This is a genomic window from Stenotrophomonas sp. CFBP8994 (assembly GCF_034044835.1).
In the GTDB taxonomy this organism is placed as follows: Bacteria; Pseudomonadota; Gammaproteobacteria; order Xanthomonadales; family Xanthomonadaceae; genus Stenotrophomonas; species Stenotrophomonas rhizophila_A.
Genome location: NZ_JAXCWT010000008.1, coordinates 77429 through 96084, shown reverse-complemented (window position 1 = coordinate 96084; position 18656 = coordinate 77429). Strand labels below are relative to the sequence as shown.

General features: G+C 65.3%; 17 protein-coding genes. 5 read left to right on the top strand and 12 right to left on the bottom strand.

Features of this window, described 5'->3' with window-relative positions; all coding sequences use genetic code 11:
* Nucleotides 1-4: 4 nt before the first annotated feature.
* From SOM39_RS18395 to grxD, 9 genes are all read right to left on the bottom strand, one after another.
* Entirely contained in the window at nucleotides 5-3745 is a 3741-nt protein-coding gene (locus SOM39_RS18395; RefSeq protein WP_320459184.1) for a pilus assembly protein, read from the bottom strand.
* An 11-nt stretch (nucleotides 3746-3756) separates the two neighbouring features.
* On the bottom strand, nucleotides 3757-4281 hold the full coding sequence (locus SOM39_RS18390) for a pilus assembly PilX family protein (protein ID WP_320459183.1): 525 nt from the start codon (nucleotides 4279-4281) through the stop codon (nucleotides 3757-3759).
* A 2-nt stretch (nucleotides 4282-4283) separates the two neighbouring features.
* Nucleotides 4284-5441, bottom strand: coding sequence for a PilW family protein (locus SOM39_RS18385; protein WP_320459182.1), 1158 nt, complete (start codon nucleotides 5439-5441; stop codon nucleotides 4284-4286).
* Between the two features lie 11 nt (nucleotides 5442-5452).
* Nucleotides 5453-5929, bottom strand: coding sequence for a type IV pilus modification protein PilV (gene pilV, locus SOM39_RS18380; RefSeq protein WP_320459181.1), 477 nt, complete (start codon nucleotides 5927-5929; stop codon nucleotides 5453-5455).
* Nucleotides 5926-6438: a GspH/FimT family pseudopilin gene (locus tag SOM39_RS18375; RefSeq protein ID WP_320459180.1), complete on the bottom strand. Its 513-nt coding sequence runs from the start codon at nucleotides 6436-6438 to the stop codon at nucleotides 5926-5928. The genes pilV and SOM39_RS18375 overlap by 4 nt, the downstream gene beginning before the upstream one ends.
* A 163-nt stretch (nucleotides 6439-6601) precedes the next feature.
* Entirely contained in the window at nucleotides 6602-7990 is a 1389-nt protein-coding gene (gene ppnN, locus SOM39_RS18370; RefSeq protein WP_095364063.1) for a nucleotide 5'-monophosphate nucleosidase PpnN, read from the bottom strand.
* Nucleotides 7991-8255: 265 nt separating this feature from the next.
* Entirely contained in the window at nucleotides 8256-11450 is a 3195-nt protein-coding gene (locus SOM39_RS18365; protein ID WP_068850709.1) for a TonB-dependent receptor, read from the bottom strand.
* A 346-nt stretch (nucleotides 11451-11796) separates the two neighbouring features.
* Entirely contained in the window at nucleotides 11797-12540 is a 744-nt protein-coding gene (locus tag SOM39_RS18360; RefSeq protein ID WP_320459179.1) for an SDR family NAD(P)-dependent oxidoreductase, read from the bottom strand.
* Entirely contained in the window at nucleotides 12537-12857 is a 321-nt protein-coding gene (gene grxD / locus SOM39_RS18355; protein WP_068854623.1) for a Grx4 family monothiol glutaredoxin, read from the bottom strand. Before grxD ends, SOM39_RS18360 begins: the two co-directional genes overlap by 4 nt.
* 118 nt (nucleotides 12858-12975) lie before the next feature.
* Between grxD and SOM39_RS18350 the strand changes: the two genes are divergently transcribed.
* On the top strand, nucleotides 12976-13557 hold the full coding sequence (locus tag SOM39_RS18350) for a superoxide dismutase (RefSeq protein WP_068850703.1): 582 nt from the start codon (nucleotides 12976-12978) through the stop codon (nucleotides 13555-13557).
* Between the two features lie 81 nt (nucleotides 13558-13638).
* On the opposite strand, the gene SOM39_RS18345 is transcribed toward SOM39_RS18350, so the two are convergent.
* Together SOM39_RS18345 and purE are read right to left on the bottom strand one after the other, a co-directional pair.
* Nucleotides 13639-14787 carry a 5-(carboxyamino)imidazole ribonucleotide synthase gene (locus SOM39_RS18345; RefSeq protein ID WP_320459178.1) on the bottom strand — a complete coding sequence of 383 codons (1149 nt, stop codon included), beginning with the start codon at nucleotides 14785-14787 and terminating at the stop codon, nucleotides 13639-13641.
* Nucleotides 14784-15287, bottom strand: a complete 504-nt coding sequence (gene purE, locus SOM39_RS18340; protein WP_068850697.1) for a 5-(carboxyamino)imidazole ribonucleotide mutase — start codon at nucleotides 15285-15287, stop codon at nucleotides 14784-14786. Before purE ends, SOM39_RS18345 begins: the two co-directional genes overlap by 4 nt.
* 59 nt (nucleotides 15288-15346) lie before the next feature.
* Here purE and SOM39_RS18335 point away from each other — a divergent pair, with 59 nt between their 5' ends.
* The 4 genes from SOM39_RS18335 (at nucleotide 15347) to SOM39_RS18320 (ending at nucleotide 18169) form a co-directional block, all read left to right on the top strand.
* On the top strand, nucleotides 15347-15613 hold the full coding sequence (locus SOM39_RS18335; protein WP_320459177.1) for a Trm112 family protein: 267 nt from the start codon (nucleotides 15347-15349) through the stop codon (nucleotides 15611-15613).
* Complete coding sequence (gene nadC / locus SOM39_RS18330) at nucleotides 15613-16467, top strand: carboxylating nicotinate-nucleotide diphosphorylase (RefSeq protein WP_414715900.1); 855 nt, start codon at nucleotides 15613-15615, stop codon at nucleotides 16465-16467. Before SOM39_RS18335 ends, nadC begins: the two co-directional genes overlap by 1 nt.
* A 186-nt stretch (nucleotides 16468-16653) precedes the next feature.
* On the top strand, nucleotides 16654-17751 hold the full coding sequence (locus SOM39_RS18325; protein WP_320459175.1) for a DUF2272 domain-containing protein: 1098 nt from the start codon (nucleotides 16654-16656) through the stop codon (nucleotides 17749-17751).
* Nucleotides 17752-17812: 61 nt separating this feature from the next.
* Nucleotides 17813-18169: a DUF3301 domain-containing protein gene (locus SOM39_RS18320; protein WP_068850685.1), complete on the top strand. Its 357-nt coding sequence runs from the start codon at nucleotides 17813-17815 to the stop codon at nucleotides 18167-18169.
* Nucleotides 18170-18201: 32 nt separating this feature from the next.
* Here SOM39_RS18320 and SOM39_RS18315 read toward each other — a convergent pair whose 3' ends face one another.
* Complete coding sequence (locus SOM39_RS18315) at nucleotides 18202-18642, bottom strand: ClpXP protease specificity-enhancing factor (protein WP_093534021.1); 441 nt, start codon at nucleotides 18640-18642, stop codon at nucleotides 18202-18204.
* Between the last annotated feature and the right edge of the window lie 14 nt (nucleotides 18643-18656).

Genomic DNA, 18656 nt, shown 5'->3' with positions numbered 1-18656 from the left:
TTGCTCACAGGATCTGCCTCCACGATTGGCGACCGCATGGATAGGGAACGTAGACGATGTCCGGGCCATTGGGATAGCCCATATAGCAGCCGGCCCCACCCGGAGGCGATGGCGCCGGACCACTACCGCCACCGCCACCGCCGCCCCCCAGAGAAGCAACGGGCACACGCGGCAACGCAAACGGGGTGTTGTTGAGTACGGGCGCACTCCCCGTGCCCTTGTTCTTGAGGCCCGCAGTACCGACAGCGAAGCCCGTGCCGCCCGGCGAATTAAGGGTGGCACGGCCCAGCGCACCCTCACCGGTCAACGGATTCAGTCCGAAGAACCAATTGATACCGGTGGCGGCGCAGCCACCCGAGGTGGCGGGCTGCGGCGCGTACGTGGACAAGCTGACGATACCGTTCGCCAGCGAAGGATTGCCGACAACACGCTCGCTGAGGCCATCCTTGAGGGAGCTGACCGGCAGGTCGACATACCATCCACGGGCGGTAGATGGAGTACCCGCAATGGCAACCAGGGTCCGCTCGTCACCCGAGGTGTTGATCGTCCGTCCCACGAGATTGCTGCGCGTAATCGTGCTGGTGACCGCGCCGACGTTGGTATCGTTCACCGCATAGATGCTCTGCTTCGAGTTGTCGCGCACATCTTCATTGAAAGAGAAGCTGCCGGTGCCAAAGTACAGCATCAATCCGCCATTGGGACCCGAGCCGGTGGTGATGCCACCGGTAATCGGCTGGCGCACCGTAAGCCCCTTGTCAACCGACGGGAGGCTCGTGAACAACGGCATGGTCGGCGGCGTCATGTCGCGCAGGTCGAACTTCCACACCGCACCCTTCTGATCGGTACCGTAAACGGTGTCGGAAATACCATCGCGAGAGCGAACATTCTGGTCGGCACCGCCCCAGCGGTCGACCACGACGATGCTGCCCAAGCCGTTGGTGCCCGAAGGGACCCCCGTACCGGTCTCGACCGCTTCGATCATCGTTGTCTTACCGTCGGCGATATCCACGACAAACAGCACCGCCTTGCCGTTCGCGCTGTTGAAACCATTGCCAAAGATCGCCTTCCACTCCACCGCGTTGCCCACCTTCACCGGCACGATCACCGGCTTGGCCAGGACGAAGCCGATGTTGTTCCGCACATCCGCCTTCAGGTTGGCGTCCAGGTCGCTGATCTCCCAGAGCTTCCGGTTTCCACCGAAGGTAGTACCCGCGGTCACGTCCAGGCCGAATACACCGCGGCCACCGGCACCGGACGCGGCCACCAAGGTGGTGTGCCACGCACTGCCGTAATAGGTGTCACCTACGGCAATCTGCCCGTCTACGTAATATTTGTGCTGGAACTTCTGGGAGCTCTTCTTTTCCGGTTCCGCACGGAACAGCAGGTTCGCCATGTGACCGAGTGCGGTATTGGGAATGTAGGCAAACGCTTCACTGCCGCCACCGGAGACCGTCTCGCCCTTCGCATTCATGCCGCCATTGAATGCGTGCAGCATGCCGTCGTTTGCACCCACGTAGACCATGTAGTTGGCCTGCTTTGCCTTGGTCTCCAGATAGGTCGCATAGGCCTTGCTGATCGTCTGGTCCGCCAGGCGGCGGTAGCCGTAATCGTCGGTGGGCGAGCTGATGAATGGGGTGGACGTGACGATGTCACCCAGCCGGGTGGTTCGATCGCGCAGGTTGCCTCCATTGCGCACTTCGCGGGAGGTGTCGCCGCGCAGGTAATTGACGGCCGCAGCAACATCGATATTGCGGTCGGTCAGCTCCTTGGTGGCGGCGCAGATCGACATGTCCGGATACAGCCCCGGCTTCAGGCACAGGTCGTCGAGCGTCACGTTGCCGGAGGTGAATTCCTTGGTCGCACCATTCTTCGTGAAGAATATCTTGCGTGCGGATGCGCCCGGCAACTGCGCACTTGCTTCCCAGAAGGGCGTCTGTACCACCGCACGCGTGGTCGGATCAACCGACAGCTTGGTGGCCGTCAACTTGCCGAACCAGTCAGTGCCTTCGTTGGTGTACTCATAGTACGGACTGACGCTCAGCGAGCCTGCACCGATGCGCGCCCCGCTGAAGCCGGTACCGCCGGACGGCGACGAACCGGAGGTCACGGCCGACAGCACGCGGCGCATTGCGTCGGTGATTTCCGCCGGGGTACGCGCATTGATGTACTCGCCGCGGGTATTGACGGCGGCGTGCCAGATGTCGTCAACGGTGCTGCGCGCATCGTTCTCCCACGCAGGCCAGTTGTTGTAGATCGCGGGCGTGGTATACGCGTTCTGCGGATTGTCAGGGTCGAACAGATTGCCGCGCGCGCCCAGGGTCACGCCATAGAAGTTCAAATGAAGGTTGGTCTGGCAGTCCAGCTGCGGGTCAGGCGAACCGGTCTTGCAGGCTGCAGGCACTGGCACCTGGCCCGCCGTGAGGTCAGGGCGGAGCGGCGCGAGGCCGTTGATGTTGTTGTAATACTTCGTGACGATATCAGCCATGGTATCGGCATTGCCGTCTTTGAACGGGACACCCATGTTCTGGTCGTTGTTACCGACCGTCTTGGTGCCGCCATTGCTGAAGCCGTCGGTGAACAGCATCACTGCATTTTTCTGGCAGACCTCCAGCACCGGCGCTGCATCATCTGACCGGGTGAACTGCTGCGTGGCCGAATACACGGCCTGGCGGTTGGGCGTGCCTCCACTTGCCGGCAACGCCAGCATCTCATCAAACAGCGCCTTACGCTCGGTATCGACGCTCAGCTTACGCATGGGCAGGCGCTTGGCGGCGGTGTCGTAGCTGCCATTCTGGTTGATGCGGAAATAGCCCACGCGCAGATTGGCGACATTCGAAAGCGAGCGAGTCATGCCGGCGATCATCGCGCGGTTGCGATTACCGTAGTACGTGAACCAGTTGGCGAAATTCTTCGAACCGGCATCGGAGTCGCTGGCGGGAAGCGTGTACTTCCACATGGCGCAACCCGTACCACACGCGTTGTTCACCTGTACACGGGTCGCATTCGCATACGCATTGGTGCCGTTGAGCTGCGGGTATGGATCGCTGGTACCGTTGACTACCTTGATGTAGAAGGTTGCGGGCCAGTACTGGACGCGCGCGTCAGTGGTGCCACCGCTCCACGTGCCCGCATTGCGGTATGTCGAGCCATTGATGTAGGCGCCCGCCTGGTACGACATATTGTTCAGGAGGCGGAAAGTTTCGGTACCGTAGTAATTACTGGTCAGGTTGACCGTCGTGGTGGCACCTGTTGGCTTGGGATCTATGCGGGCTGCGGACGGGATGGCCTCAGCAAAAGAAACATCCTTGTCGTCCTTCCACGGCTCGTACTTGATCGTCGGATTGAAGTACGTTGGGTTGTACTGCGCAGAGCGGGCGAAGCCCAGCGAATCGAGCGGCGGCAGCCCGAAATAGTTACCGCTGATGCGCGGCCCTGGCATCAGGTAGAAGTAGTCGCAGGTGTTGCCAGTGGTATTCAGCGCACCGTTGGTGTCGAAGAAGCTCTGTCGCGAGTTGTTCCAGCAGCCCTCGCCGTCCTGACCTGGGAACTGAGTCTGAAAGGTCATCGAGCCGGAGTCATCCACGGCCATGATGAACGCCGGGGTCGTGTCTGCCGGAATATTCAGCGGCTTCTGAGCGAGTATGCCCTGCCCCTGCGCGGCAATCAGGTTGTAGCCCACAAATGCCAGGCCAATCACTGCCACCGCCGAACCGGCGGCCGTCCATTTGAATCTGCGCGAAGCCATGGCCGCGTTCCTCAGAGCTTGAAAATGGTGTCGATGACCGAACGCGACGTAGGGTTGTCCTTGTCGTCGGCGGCATACGCGGTGATCTGGAAGGTAGCCGTGGCTTGGTCAAGCGGCAGGCCTTGGTCGTTCGAGTTGCCGCCCGGACCACCACATTGATCGATCTGGCGTACCCGCACCGCCGGCGCAGCGGCATTGGCCTTCGCCAGGTCCCTGCCCCACTGGACCGGATCGAATCCGTCTTCACAGTTCTGGGTGATGCTGGCAGCGTCAACGAGACTGTTGCCAGGCGGCGACTCGCGGTCGGTGATCGCCTCCACGGCATCCTCTACGTTGCGCACGGCGCCTTCCGTATTCTGGAAGGCGCGGCCGGCAGCACGGTAGTTGGAGGCCATTTTTTCCTGCATGCCGGCTACCTGCATGCCGGCCACACCGATCAGGGCGAGCAGGAGCAGCATGATCAGGGCGACATACAGCACGGCACCGCGCTGTTGGGCGGACGCCGGGATAGGACGGTGACGGGGCGGGCGGTTCATGGTCAGTTCCCGAACAGACGGTTGCGCAGGGCTACGCTCACTTCATAGGCGGTGCGATAGCGCCCATCGGTGACGGCATCCTGGTTGTAGGTCATGCCCAACACGCCCAGCCGGGCGGCCGCGTCGGTGGGCTTGGAGTTCGCGTTGGTGCCCGTGCGGTCTGAACTGCGAGCGACCAGTCCGACCTGGACCAGGCCCACTCGGCGCCATTGCCCCGCACCGGTTGCATTGGCGGCAGTGGTGACGCCAGAGGCCACGTTCTGCACGCTGATGTAACCGGAGGGCGCGGTTGCTCCGGTGATTTCTGGAGTCGAATCCAGTCCGTACATCAACTGCAGGTTCTCGATGCCCTCAACGAGCTCTTCGTTGATCGCATACACGCCAGCCGAATTGGCACGCGCACGTCGCAATCCGGGACCATTGGTGCCGGCCCCGATGTAATACACCATCGACTCTGCGCGGTAGAGCTCGGTCGGCTCGGGCTGAGGCGCATATCGGGTGAGGTCAACGGTGCCTGCCGTGATCTCGTCAGTGGCCAACGTACCTGCAAACACGTCAACGTTGTCGCAGTTGGCAATTCCAAACATGGTCGGCGCGGCAACTCCGCCTTCCGTGAGGCGCTTCCAGCGATCTGTGCCTGCCGCGACCTTAATTTTCTGCCCATTTATGGCAGTCACCGGCACGCCTTCCGGCGCCAGGAACCGCAGCACCAGGATGTCGCTTCCCGCCATCGGCGCGGGGTTAAGGCCAGAAATGGATCCCGGCAAGCTGCCTGGCACAGTTCCGGCGCCTACGTTCAAGGTATTGGTCGGCCCGGTACCGGCGGCCTCGTAGCCCTGGATCGCCACGCTGAAGTCCAGCGGGCTGCCGTTGCCTATGTTTGCTGCGGCAAGCATGTTGTTACGCGGCAGGCCGGTTTCCTTGATGAAGTGGGCCTGGTCGTTCACGCAGCCCATGTGCCCTGCCATGCGGATGTCGCGCTCGAGGAAATCCAGCGCGAAACGGCCGTTTTCCTGTGCACGGGCCACGCCTTCTGAGAGACGAGAGGCCGAATGGGACGCGATGAAGACCTGGGTGATGCCCAGCATCAGGATCAGGCCGATGACCAGCGAGATCATCAGTTCGATCAGGGACAGACCTGCCTGGCGGCTGCGGAACATGTGCGGACCTTTCATAGCTGGGTCTGGGTGCGGAAGGTGGTGGCGGCGTCGGGGGCTGTCTTGCTCCAGCGCTCGTCGGCCCAGCTGATCTCAACGGTGGCCACACCGTTCGCGACAGTGACGTTGGCGGCGGCGTTGTCGCCCAGCGCCTTGACCACCTGGCACTGCCAGCGCGCGATGTTCTGTTCCACCGTGACGGTATTGATCGGCCGCGCGCACACGCCTGTGGCCGTCTTGCTGCCCGAGGCGAAGGTGGCATTGCTGTACCACTCCGACGAATGGCGGTTGCTGCGCATCTGTTCGGTGAGGTCGTAGGCCAGGTTGGTGGCCTGGGTGCGGTAGTTGGCGCTCTGCACGTAGCGAACGTTCATGGTCTGCAGCAGGGCGAAGCCGAGCAGGCCAAACGCCAGCACCACCACGGCAACCAGCACCTCAAGCAGGCTGAAGCCGCGTTGGTGGCCACGCGGACGATAGGGGGTTCGGATCATTTGCAGGGTCCCTTGACGGTAGTGACCTGCCCGGAGGCGTTGATGGTCATCGTACTCTGCAGCGGCTGGCTGTCGCACTTCTGCGGACGCAGGGTCACCTCCTGGTCGGTGCCGTTGCGCCTACGCCCACGGCCATCAAAGGAGATCATGTCGCTCGGGCCGGTCACGACCAGTGCGCTGTTGATGGCGGCGTAGCGCAGCACGGTCTCGCTGTTGCTGAAGGCTGCATCGCCATTGGCATCGCTGAAGGCCAGCATGCCCACGGCCCACTTGCCGTCACAACTGGTACCGGTGCTGCTGCCGCAGACCGCGCCGCCCTGATTGTTCCGGATCGCGTCGCTGCGGGCGAGATTGACCAAGCCGATCAGCTCGTTGTGGGCAGTGGCGATCCGGTTGGAGCGGATCAGGTTCTGGAAGTTCGGGAAGGCAATGGCAGCCACCACCCCGACCACCACGACGGTGACCATCAACTCGATCAGTGTGAAGCCCTTGGACAGGCGTGCAGACATGTGACGCTCCCCAGCGTGATGACACGAACAATGGACGCCCTGCCGCCCAGCGGCAAGCGACAGCAGGACGAACGGTCGCCCGGAGGCGACGGGCGTCAAACCGTTGACACCCGTACGGTTGGGCAGGGGTGGCTCGGGCTCCCGACCCGGCCACCCCGCTTTCTCAGGCCAGCACCCTGTAGCAGGGCTGGTACTCGCCCGAGATCTTCATCCGGCGCTGTTCGACGAAGGCACGCAGGAGTTCATCCAGGGCCTGCATCATGTCGGCGTCGCCGTGGATCTCGAACGGACCGAACTGCTCGATCCGGCGCATGCCGTCTTCCTTCACGTTGCCGGCCACGATGCCGGAGAACGCGCGGCGCAGGTCGGCCGCCAGTGCATGCGGCGGGCGCCCGTGGTGCAGGTCCAGCGCGGCCATCGCTTCATGGGTCGGCACGAACGGTTGCTGGTACTCCCACGGGATCTCGATGGACCAGTTGAAGAAGAACGAATCCTTCTGCACCAGGCGGTGCTCGCGCACGCGCTTGATGCCGGCCGACATCTGCCGGGCCACCGCGACCGGGTCGCCGATGATGATCTGGTAACGCTCGGCCGCAGCGTCGCCCAAGGTCAGGCGGATGAAGCGGTCAATCTGCTCAAAGTACGGCGCGGCCACGGTCGGGCCGGTCAGGATCAGCGGGAACGGCAGGTCCTTGTTCTCTTCGCGCAGCAGGATGCCAAGCAGGTACAGGATCTCTTCGGCGGTACCCACGCCGCCGGCGAACACGATGATGCCGTGGCCGATGCGCACGAACGCTTCGAGACGCTTCTCGATGTCCGGCATGATCACCAGGTGGTTCACGATCGGGTTCGGCGATTCGGCAGCGATGATGCCCGGCTCGGTCAAACCGATGTAGCGCGTGGTGTGCTTGCGCTGCTTGGCATGGGCAATGGTGGCGCCCTTCATCGGGCCCTTCATCGCGCCCGGGCCGCAGCCGGTGCAGATGTCCAGGCCGCGCAGGCCCAGCTCGTAGCCGACCTGCTTGGTGTACAGGTACTCATCGCGGCCGATCGAATGGCCGCCCCAGCACACCACCAGGTTCGGGTCGCCCGGGTTGAGGATGCGCGCGTTGCGCAGCAGCCCGAACACCGCGTTGGTGATGCCCTCGGACGATTCCAGCTCGGCCGCGTAGGCCGGGCCCATTTCGATGGCCATGTAGGCCAGGTCGCGCACGACCGCGAACAGCAGCTCGGCCACGCCGCGGATGATCTCGCCGTCCACGAACGCCATCGCCGGTGCATTGACCAGGTCGATGCGCACGCCACGGTCCTGCTGGGCGACCTGGATGTCGAAATCGGGGTATAGATCGCGCGCGGCGCGCGGATCGTCGGAGGCACTGCCACTGGTCAGCACGGCCAGCGCGCAGCGGCGCAGCAGCTCATGCATGCCACCGCCGGAGGCATCGCGAAGGCGCGCCACTTCTGCGCGCGACAGCACATCCAGCCCACCGCGCGGGTAGATCCGCGCGTCCTGCACCGGCAGCGTCCGCGCCGGCTTTTCGGTGATCGTCATTTCCATTCTTTTCGCTTCCTCAAGGTTGCCGACTGTACCGCTGCCCCCTTAAAAAGCAAAACGGCCGGGAAACCCGACCGTTGGATGCGTTTCGACCCCGGCGACGCCTCGGGGGCTGCCGTACGTGCGCGATTTTCGCGCAACCGGACGAGCATACGCTCATCCGCCAACGCAGACAAGCGCCCTCGCCTTCCTCGATACCGCACACAGCAGAACGGCCGGGTATCCCCGGCCGTTCTGTTTACCTTGCCACTAGCTCAGTTCATCAGAACTGGTAGCGGAAGCCCAGCTGCACCGACCACTGCGAGACACCGACGTCGAAGCCGTCCGCGTCATTGTTGGCCACCGCCGGCTCGTCCGCGCCGCGGAAGTTGTACACGTACTTGCCGTCCTTGATGCCCTGCAGGGTGGCCACACGCGCATCGGCGAAGAAGCCGTAGTCGTAGATGTTGCCCCAGTCCTTGTTGATCATGTTGCCGATGTTCTGGACGTCCAGCCAGATCTCCGACTTGTGACCCTTCATGAAGCCCGGCAGTTCCTGGCTGATGCGCAGGTCGAAGGTGTTGATCCAGCCGGTACGGAACTGATTGGCCGGGGCCGCCTGGCCGGCGTACTTGGCCAGCTGCGGGTTGTTCTTCAGCCACTCGAAGAACGAGGCCTCCATGGCCGGATCGGCAGTGAACTGGCCACTCTGGGTCAGGTTGCCGAACAGCACGTCGCCCGGGCCCGTCGGCACGTAGAACAGGTCGTTCGCGGTGCGGCTGTCGCCGTTGGCGTCGTTCACGTAGACGTAGCTGTACGGACGGCCGCTGCGACCTTCGTAGACCAGGCCGACGCGGGTTTCGTAGTCGCCAAAGAACTTGTGCTTCCAGTTCAGCGCACCCGACAGGCGGTCGCGGATCTGGTAGCGCGAGGTGTTCTCGATCTCGTCATTGGCGTTGAAGGCGTACTGGTAGCCCCAACCCGAGCTGGCGGTGGAGCTGGTCAGCGTGCCGACTTCGGTGGCATCGGTGTAGGTGTAGCCCAGGTTCCAGGACCAGTCGCTGGCGGCATCCCACGGCTTGGCCAGCGAGACGGTGAACTGCGAGGTGCGGCCCTTGTCGGTGTTGGCGATTTCGTACACCGCGTCGTAGGCCTGATTGCGGCCTGCGCGTGCGTTGCCGGTGGCCCAGGCATTGCCGGTGCTGCCGCGGGAGTAATACATGTCACGGCCGTCCGGACCCTGATACTGCACCGGACCCAGGTTCAGGTTCTTGTAGTACAGGGCATCCTTGACCTTGGTGACCAGCAGCTCGGCCGAGGCCACGATGCCGTACCACGGGGTCTCGTGGTCGAAGGCCAGGTTGGCCTTGTACACCGACGGCATGTTGAAGTCGCTGCCGACGAAGTTGACGTTCTGGCGGTTCGAGCCCGGCGTGGTCGGGACCGGCTGGCTGTCCTTGCTCGGGTTGAACGGCAGCGCCGGGTTGTAGCCGCTGGTGTAGGCGTAGACCGAATTATTGAAGCCGGTCGCCGAGTAGCTGTTGCTCAGCCACACCTGCGGGGCGTCACCCTGGAACAGGCCCACGCCGCCGCGCAGCTGGGTCTGGCGATCGGTGTCGAAGGTGTAGTTGAAGCCGACGCGCGGCTGGATCAGGAACTTGTTGCTCAGCACTTCGCTGTTGTCCAGGCCGAAGAACTGCGACGCTGCGGCGTTGTAAGCCGGGGCCGGGCTGGTGTCGGCGCGGTCGGCACGCACGCCCATGGTCAGGGTCAGGTTGTTGTTGACGTACCAGGTGTCCTGCACGAACAGGGCCAGGTTGCTGAACTTGTAGTCCGCCGGAATCGAACCCGGGGTGCGTTCCGGATTGTAGTTGTAGCTGCTCCAGCGGCCGGCAGCGAAGTTGTCCAGGCCGTAGAAGGTGTACGCGCCCCACGAGTTGGCGCCGAAGTAGTTGTAGATGTCGTTGGTGTCGTACGACGCGCCGAACTTGACGTCGTGGTCACCCAGGGTCCAGGTAGCGGCGGCGTAGTAGTTCCACGCCTTGGTCTCCAGGATGTTGTCCTGCGAGTTGACTTCGGTACCGAGGTACAGCGAGTCGCCGGACGGCGAGGCTTCGTTGCCCTGGAAGAAGATGCGGATGCTCGGCGCGTCGGTCGAGACATTACGGATCGCCGAGTACTCGCGGTACGAGGCCTTCAGCTCGGTCGAGAAGTTCGGGGACCAGTCGCTGAACAGCTGGGCGACGTAGCTCTCGTTGGTCTTGTCGTGCTGGTACCAGTACGAGCTCAGCGAGGCCGAGCTGGTGGTCATGCCGTTGATGCGCAGCTTGCTCTGGTCGATCTTGCTGTAACGGATGTTGGCACGGTGGTTGTCGCTGATGTTCCAGTCCAGCTTCAGCGCGTACTCTTCCATCTCCGTATCGCCATTGCTTTCCAGGCCACCGGCGGCAATGCCGTAGCCTTCAGCAATCTGCTGCGCACGGGTCACGTCGGCCAGGGTGAACTGCGGGTTGGCCTTGCCCAGCGCGGTGCCGCTCAGGTCGGCGCCCGGGGCGGCCTGCTTGAACTTTTCGTAGTTGGCGAAGAAGAACAGCTTGTCCTTCACGATCGGGCCGCCCACGGTCATGCCGTAGGTTTCTTCCTTGGTGAAGCCGTTGAACTTCTGGCCTTCCGGGTTGTCGCCGAACCAGTCGCCGTCACGGTAGGTGCCGTAGACCGAGCCGTGGAAATCGTTGGTACCGGACTTGGTCACCGCGTTGACGGTGGCACCGGCGGCGGCAGCGATGCTGACGTCGTAGTTGGACAGGTTGATGTCCAGTGCTTCGATGGCTTCCATCGCGACCGGCTGGCGACGGGTCGGCATGTTGTTGCCTTCCAGGCCGAAGGTGTCGCTGGCGGACACGCCGTCGATGTTGATCGAGTTGAAGCGCGGGTTCTGGCCACCGGCCGAGATCGAGCCCGAGGCGCGATCGATGAAGGTCACGCGCGGGTCAAGACGCATCAGGTCCTGGATGTTGCCGCCGATCGACGGGGCCGTCTCGATCTGCTGCTGGCTGATGTTGGTGCCCGAGCCCATCTTGGTCGAGCTGAACACTTCCGAGCCACCGGCGACAGCCACGACCTGCACGGCGTCCAGGTTGGTCGCCGCAACGTCGCCGGTCAGGGCGGCGTTGACGGTACCGGTCTGGTTCACGCCCAGGTACACGCCTTCTTCGGTCTTGGTGCCTTCACCGGGCTTGTTGATGGTGATGGTGTACGGACCACCCACGCGCAGGCCGCGCGCGTTGTATCGACCCGCCGCATCGGTCGTGGCGCGGCTGACCGTGCCCGATTCGGTGTGCGTGATGGTGACTTCGGCGCCAGCAACAGGCTGGCCAGCGGCAGACGTTACCTGGCCGCCGACACCGGCAGAGGTGCTCTGGGCGAAGGCGGGGGCGGCAGCAAGTACTGCCATGAGGCCAAGGGTGAGCTTGGACATCCGGAGACAGCGTGGGTCGATCATTGGGAGTAGCCTCGATGCGAGTTGGCGATGGCGGAAAAAAAAGCGCGCCCAAGCAGCCATTCAGCGGCTGTCTGGACTTTTATCTGGGTTCCCTTGCCGCAGGCTGGTTTCAGCCGCAACGGTTAACACTAGATTAACACGATAAGCCCGCTATATGACCGTTTGGCGACAAAACACACGCCATCACAACGCGATCGTGACGCGTTCTTCACATCTGGCTGAACAGCGCGCTCCGCCGGGGTTCTTTCGCGTTCAGGTTCGAGGGTGCGTATTCTTGCGCCCCGCTTCCGCGCAAGGGTAAGTCGCGGCTGTTGCCAGCCGGTTACGCAAGATCCAGCACCGTGCCCCGGTGGGCGATGCCCTGCGCCGAGAGCAGTTCCACGGCCGCCGCAGCACAGGCCGCCGGGTCGCGGGCCATGCCGTCCTCGTCGATCGAGTAGGCACGGGCGCGCAGCGCAGTGCGCATCGGGCCGGGCTGCAGACCGCTGACCCGCACCGGGCTGTTGGCCAGCTCATCGTGCAGCGCGGTGATCAGGCCGCGCAATCCGTGCTGGGCGGCGCCGTAGCCGCCCCAGTAGGCCCGCCCTACCCGGGCCGGGTCGTCCACGGTGAGCACCAGCGCCGCATCGTCGCGCTGGCGCAGCAGCGGCAGGCAGGCCTGGGCCAGCCAGGCCGGTGCGGTCAGGTTGACGTGCACCGCCCGCGCGAACGCGGCCGGGTCGGCGTGTTCGAACGGGGTGAGGCCGGCAAAGTCGGCGGCACAGTACAGCACGCCATCAAGCCGGCCGAGCTCGGACTGCAACCGCTCGGCCAGGGTGGCGTAGTCGTCCGGGGTGGCCCCTTCCAGGTCCAGCGGGTACAGCAGCGGCTCGGGGCCGACCGCTTCCACCGCTGTATAGACCCGGTCCAGCCGGCGCAGCTTGCGTCCCAGCAGGACCACGGTGGCACCTGCGGCCGCGCAGGCAATGGCGGCGGCACTGCCCAGACCCCCACCCGCACCGGCCACCAGGATGACGCGATCGGCAAGCGATGCGGTCCCGACCGCAACGGACGGGACCGCACTCACGGCTGAGATGCCTCTTCGACGATCCGCTTGAGTTCGCCGGATTCGAACAGCTCCTGGATGATGTCGCAGCCGCCGATCAGCTCGCCGTTGATGAACAGCTGCGGGAACGTCGGCAGGTTGGAGAAGCGCGCCAGGTTGGCCCGGACCTCGGGCAGTTCCAGCACGTTGACGGTGCGCAGCGACACGGCACCGGCGGCCATCAGGGCCTGCACGGCGCGGCTGGAGAAGCCGCACATGGGGTACTGCGGGGTGCCCTTCATGAACAACACGAGGGGGTACTTGTCCACTTCGGCCTGGATCTCTTGCATTACCGCCACCACGACTCTCCCTGCGCCACGGGACACCCGACCTCGCCGGTCGGATAGACTTCCCAGACGGTCATTGTAATCCTACTGGCCCTGCCTCCGGCGCCCCGTCTCCAGCCTGCAGCCACCCATGCCCCTCGAACTGCCCCGCCTGCCCTACGACCGCACCGCCCTGCAGCCGCATCTGTCGGCTACCACCCTGGACCTCCACCATGGCCAGCATCACCGGGGTTACGTGGATGCGGTAAATGCACGCATCGAGGGCACCGAGCTGGCCGAGCTGCCGCTGGAAGAGATCGTGCGGCAGAGCCAGGGCAGCCTGTTCGACGCGGCCGCCCAGGCCTGGAACCACGCGTTCTATTGGCAGTGCCTGCACCCGCGCGGCGGTGGCGAACCGCAGGGGCGGCTGGGCGAACTGATCAGCCGCCATTTCGGCGACGCGAAGCGGTTGCGCGAAGAATTCGACCGGGTCGCGCTGGGCGTGTTCGGCGCCGGCTGGGTGTGGCTGGTGCAGCACCCCAATGGCGCGCTGGCGATCCAGGCCACCCGTAACGCCGGCACCCCGCTGACCGGCCAGAGCACCCCGCTGCTGGCCTGCGATGTGTGGGAACACGCGTATTACACCGATTACCAGAACGAACGCGGCCGATACCTGGACGCGTTCTGGAAAATCGTCAACTGGGATTTCGTGGCCACGCAGTTGCGCGATTGACGCGGGTACCGACCAACGGTCGGTACCTACCGGATCTGCTTCGCCCGGTAGGTCACGACCGTTGGTCGTGACCGTGCTTCATCAATCGCGCAGGGCGGCTACGGCAGGGGCCACCTGGTCCGGGCGACCCAACTGCTGCCCCACTGCCTCAAGGGCAGCCGCCAACGCTCCGGCCTCATCCTCGCGCAACGTGGCATGCCCGACCTTGCGGCCGTTGCGCGGCTCCTTCCCGTAGTCGTGCCAGTGCCCGCCAGGCTGTGCCAGCACGGCATCCGCATCGGGCATTTCACCCAGCCAGTTGAGCATGCAGGCATGGCCCAGCATGCGGGTGTCACCCAGCGGCAACCCCACCACGGCACGCAGGTGGTTCTCGAACTGCGAGGTTTCGCTGCCTTCGATGGTCCAGTGCCCGGAGTTGTGCACGCGCGGCGCCATTTCGTTGGCCAGCAGCTCCTCGCCGCGGCAGAACAGCTCCAGCGCGAACACCCCCACATAATCCAGCCGTTCGGCCAGCGTCTGCGCATAGCCGATGGCGGCGTCGTGCTGCGCAGCTGTCAGTTGTGCCGGGGCCAGGCTGGCCGACAGCACGCCATCCACATGCCAGTTGCCGGTGACCGGCCAGGCACGGAACTCGCCATCCTGGCCGCGCACGGCGACCACGCTGACTTCGCGCTCGAAGGCGACGAAGCCCTCCAGGATCAGGCCGGTGCGGGCCACCTGCCCGCCCAACGCATCCCACGCCGCATCGATGTCGGCCGCACTGCGCAGGCGGAACTGGCCCTTGCCGTCGTAACCGAAGCGGCGGGTCTTGAGGATGCACGGCAGGCCGAACTCGGCCACCCGGGTGGCCAGTTCGTCGCGGCTGCCGATGTCGGCGAACGCCGGCAGCGGAATGCCGAGCTCGCGGAAAAGGGTCTTTTCGCTCAGGCGGTCCTGCGCCACGGCCAGCGCGTCGGGGTTGGGATACACCGGCACCCGGTCGGCCAGGAACTGCGCGCTGCGCGCCGGCACGTTCTCGAAATCGAAGGTCACCACGTCCACCCGTTCGGCGAACGCGGCCAAGGCGGCCTCGTCCTCGAACGCGGCCACCTGCAGCGGCGCCAGCTGCCCGCCACAGGCGTCCGCGGCCGGGTCGAACAGTTCAAAGCGCAGCCCCATCGGCGCGCCGGCCAGGACCATCATGCGGGCCAGCTGGCCGCCGCCCAGGATGCCAACGGTCACCGTGGTCATTGACGCGGATCGTCGTGGGCCATGACGTCTTCGGTCTGGCGGGAACGGAAACCCTCCAGCGCCTGGCCGATGGCCGGCTGCTCCGGCGCCAGCATGGCGGCGGCAAACAACGCGGCGTTGGAGGCGCCGGCATTGCCGATGGCGAAGGTGGCCACCGGGATGCCGGCCGGCATCTGCACGATCGACAGCAGCGAATCCATGCCGTTCAGGGCCTTGGACTGCACCGGCACGCCCAGCACCGGCACTGCGGTCTTGGCCGCGATCATGCCCGGCAGGTGCGCGGCGCCGCCGGCACCGGCAATGATGGCGCGAAGCCCGCGCGGGCCCGCCTGTTCGGCGTAGGTGAACAGCACGTCGGGCGTACGGTGCGCCGACACGACTTTCACTTCGTAGGGAACACCGAGCGCGTCCAGCTTCTGCGCCGCGTGCTGCATGGTCTCCCAGTCGGAGCGGGAACCCATGACGATGCCGACGAGCGGCGCGGATTGGTTGGGGGTCATTGGCCGTCACCTGCCTTAAAGACGTATTCTAGCCGCCTTCCACGCAAGACGAAGAACCCATGGATCGCAAAGTCATCGACCTCCTGTGCGCGCCCCGCACCGCCCAGCGCCTGTCCCTGCTGGATTCCAAGGGCCTGGACGCGCTCAACCGGGCCATTGGCGTCGGCACGGTGACCAACCTCGAGGGCACCCCGCTGGTCCAACCCGTGCGCGAAGCGCTGCTGACCCAGGACCGCAAGCAGATATTCCGCGTCAACGATGGCATTCCCGTGCTGCTGCCGGAAGAAGCCATCGATACCGCCCAGATTGCCGATTTTCCCAAGTAATGAGCCTGAGCGTGCTGACGCCTCCTGACCCCGGCCAGGTGCAGGCCGATGTCGCCCGCGCCCTGGCCGAGGACATCGGCCCAGGAGATGTGACTGCCGCCCTGCTCCCGGACCGCCCCGACAGCGCCTACCTGCTGTGCAAGCAGGATGCGGTGATCGCAGGCCGGCCGTGGTTCGATGCCACCCACCAGGCCTTGGACCCGCAGGTCCGGATCGAGTGGCGGGTGGCCGAAGGCGATGCGGTGACCGCCGGCACCGTGCTGGCGATCCTGCAAGGGCGCAACCGCAGCCTGGTCAGCGCCGAACGCACCTCGTTGAATTTCCTGCAGACGCTGTCGGGCACCGCCACCACTACCGCACGCTACGTCGCGGCGGTGAGCGGGACCGGCACGCGCATCCTGGACACCCGCAAAACCCTGCCCGGCCTGCGTGCGGCGCAGAAGTACGCGGTGCGCTGCGGTGGCGGCGACAACCATCGCCAGGGCCTGTACGACACGGTGATGCTCAAGGAAAACCACATCCGCGCCGCCGGTTCGCTGACCGCTGCGGTCAATGCCGCACGGGCACAGTGGCCACGGCTGCCGCTGGTGGTGGAAGTGGAAGACCTGGACCAGCTGCGCGAAGCGCTGGCGGTGGGTTGCGACCGCATCCTGATCGATGACTTCGACGCGGCCAGCCGCCGTGAAGCGGTGCGGATCGCCGCCGGACGCATCCCGCTGGAGGTTTCCGGCAGCGTGGACCTGGCCGGGCTGCGCGCAATTGCCGAGGACGGCGTCGATTGCATCTCGATTGGCGGGCTGACCAAGCATGTGCAGGCGATTGATCTGTCGTTGAAGCTCGGCGATCCGCCCTGATCGGGTACCGACCAACGGTCGGTACCTACCGGGGCATGCGTACCGACCAACGGTCGGTACCTACCGGGGCATTCGTACCGACCAACGGTGGGTACCTGCCGGCGACACCGGTGGCGCAGCGCTGCCTTCACGGGCTTCCCCTGCCGGCTCTGCGACGCTTCCCGTGCCCCCACCCGGAGAGCGCGGATGCGCCCGCTGCCCCTGCTTGCCTGCCTGACTCCCCTGTTCCTGCTGCTTCCCGGCGCTGCCGCCGCTGCCGAGGTCTGCGACATCCCGCCGCGCTATGGTCTGAGCCCGCTGGCGGCGAGCATCGTGCGGACCGCCTGCAACGAGCACCGACTGTGGTACCGGCCCTTCATCGATGGTGAAGGCCGTGCGCGCAACCTTGGCGTCAGCGAGGCCGAACGGGAATACCTGGCCGACGACGGCATGCCCGCGTGGCAGCGCGTGGTCGGCTACTGGCGCGACAGCGGCACGCTGGGGCCGATGGGCAGCCAGCCTGGCGCCACCAGCTGCATGGAGCCGTTCGGTTCGCGCTACACCGACAGCGACTGCCGCGCGTTCCTGATCGACAACCCGTGGTCGGCCGCCTTCATCTCCTGGGTGATGAGCCGCGCCGGGGTGCCCGGCTTCACCCGCTCGCCGCGCCACATCGACTACATCCGCGCCGCTTACCAGAACACCGGCCCGTACCGGATGGCGGATCCAGCGCAGGAAAAGCCCGCGCCCGGCGACCTGTTGTGCTACCTGCGTGGCCGCAACGAATCATTGAGTTACGCCGGGCTGGTGCAACAGCTCAGCGGCGGCACGGTGGCGAACTGGAAATCCCACTGCGAGGTGGTGATCGCAGCGAACATGGGCGGCGACCACACGCTGTACCTGATCGGCGGCAATGTGATGAACACGGTGGCAATGCGCAAGCTGTCGCTGGATCGCAGCGGCCGCATCCAGCTGCCCCCGGCCCCCTCCAGCGATCCCTACGACATGGGCTGTACCCCCGGACGCGAAGACGAGTGCAACTTCAACCGGCAGGACTGGGCGGCGCTGCTCAAACTGGTGGCGACCTCGCCGATGGGGTCGACGCCCAGCTATCCGCCATCGCCATCGCCCGCGCCGGCCACCGGCCCGCTGCCGGCACCCGCCCAGCCCGGGGTGCCGGCGACGACGACGCCGCCAAAGCCCACCTTCCCGCGCGTCGTGCCGCCGCGGCCCACACCACCGCCAACGCAATCGCCTGCCCCGCAACCGCAGCAGCCGCAGAAGCAGGACGGGTCGCCGGCTTGATCCGGCGCCGGTCCGTCGCCATCTTGGTCGTTCCTGACCCCGATTCCGCACCGAGCCGCCGATGCCCAGTCTTATCCTGTTGATGATTGCCGGCGCGTTCGCCTACGCCTTCTGGAACTCCTCGCGCGCCGCGGCCGAACGCGCCATCGAACTGGGCCGCAACGCCTGCCGCGCCGCCGACGTGCAGTGGCTGGACCAGGCCGTGCATGCCAGTGGCATCCGCGTCTGCCGCAAGGACAACGGCTGGCTGGGCTGGGAGCGCACCTACCGCTTCGAGTACTCCCACGATGGCATCGACCGCCATACCGGGCGGATGGTGCTGCGCGGCGATGAACTGGTGGCCTTCGTCGGGCCCTCGGCCGCGCGCATCAGCGAAATCCGTCGCAGCGTGGACACCACCGGCGCCGAGGATGTGTAGAAACAAAATCGCCGCCCGAGGGCGGCGATCTCTTATTTGACCACCCGAAGGTGCGGGCGACCGCTCGGCTTGGGCGGGGTGTCATCCGGGGTCGGCGTGTCATCCGGCGGCAAGGTATCGTCCGGGCTCGGCTCGTGGCCGGGAATATCATCCGGCAGTGCCATGCCCTGCCCGGTTTCGCGGGCGTAGACGGCCAGCACGGCCGAGATCGGCACCTGCACCGGGTAGCTGGTGCCCGAGAAGCGGGCCGAGAAGCTCACGCTCTCGTTGTCGATGTGCAGCCGCACCACCGCGCGCTCGGCGATGTTGAGGACCACGCGACCGTCCTTCACCGCACTCTGCGGCACCTGTACGCCAGGCATGCCAGCGTCGACCAGGATATGCGGGGTCAGGTCGTTGTCGTTGATCCATTCCACCAGCGCCCGCAACAGGTAGGGGCGATGGCTGGTCATGCGGAAAGTGTCTTCAGTCATTGTGGGGTGCCGCG

Bases quoted from the DNA above. Each gene is read 5' to 3' on its own strand.
- SOM39_RS18390 (WP_320459183.1), bottom strand. From the start codon at position 4,281: ATGAACCGCCCGCCCCGTCACCGTCCTATCCCGGCGTCCGCCCAACAG.
- SOM39_RS18320 (WP_068850685.1), top strand. From the start codon at position 17,813: ATGCCCAGTCTTATCCTGTTGATGATTGCCGGCGCGTTCGCCTACGCC.
- SOM39_RS18350 (WP_068850703.1), top strand. From the start codon at position 12,976: ATGCCCCTCGAACTGCCCCGCCTGCCCTACGACCGCACCGCCCTGCAG.
- purE (WP_068850697.1), bottom strand. From the start codon at position 15,287: ATGACCCCCAACCAATCCGCGCCGCTCGTCGGCATCGTCATGGGTTCC.
- SOM39_RS18325 (WP_320459175.1), top strand. From the start codon at position 16,654: ATGCGCCCGCTGCCCCTGCTTGCCTGCCTGACTCCCCTGTTCCTGCTG.
- SOM39_RS18335 (WP_320459177.1), top strand. From the start codon at position 15,347: ATGGATCGCAAAGTCATCGACCTCCTGTGCGCGCCCCGCACCGCCCAG.
- ppnN (WP_095364063.1), bottom strand. From the start codon at position 7,990: ATGACGATCACCGAAAAGCCGGCGCGGACGCTGCCGGTGCAGGACGCG.
- SOM39_RS18345 (WP_320459178.1), bottom strand. From the start codon at position 14,787: ATGACCACGGTGACCGTTGGCATCCTGGGCGGCGGCCAGCTGGCCCGC.
- SOM39_RS18395 (WP_320459184.1), bottom strand. From the start codon at position 3,745: ATGGCTTCGCGCAGATTCAAATGGACGGCCGCCGGTTCGGCGGTGGCA.
- SOM39_RS18375 (WP_320459180.1), bottom strand. From the start codon at position 6,438: ATGTCTGCACGCCTGTCCAAGGGCTTCACACTGATCGAGTTGATGGTC.
- SOM39_RS18315 (WP_093534021.1), bottom strand. From the start codon at position 18,642: ATGACTGAAGACACTTTCCGCATGACCAGCCATCGCCCCTACCTGTTG.
- nadC (WP_414715900.1), top strand. From the start codon at position 15,613: ATGAGCCTGAGCGTGCTGACGCCTCCTGACCCCGGCCAGGTGCAGGCC.
- SOM39_RS18365 (WP_068850709.1), bottom strand. From the start codon at position 11,450: ATGTCCAAGCTCACCCTTGGCCTCATGGCAGTACTTGCTGCCGCCCCC.
- pilV (WP_320459181.1), bottom strand. From the start codon at position 5,929: ATGATCCGAACCCCCTATCGTCCGCGTGGCCACCAACGCGGCTTCAGC.
- SOM39_RS18385 (WP_320459182.1), bottom strand. From the start codon at position 5,441: ATGTTCCGCAGCCGCCAGGCAGGTCTGTCCCTGATCGAACTGATGATC.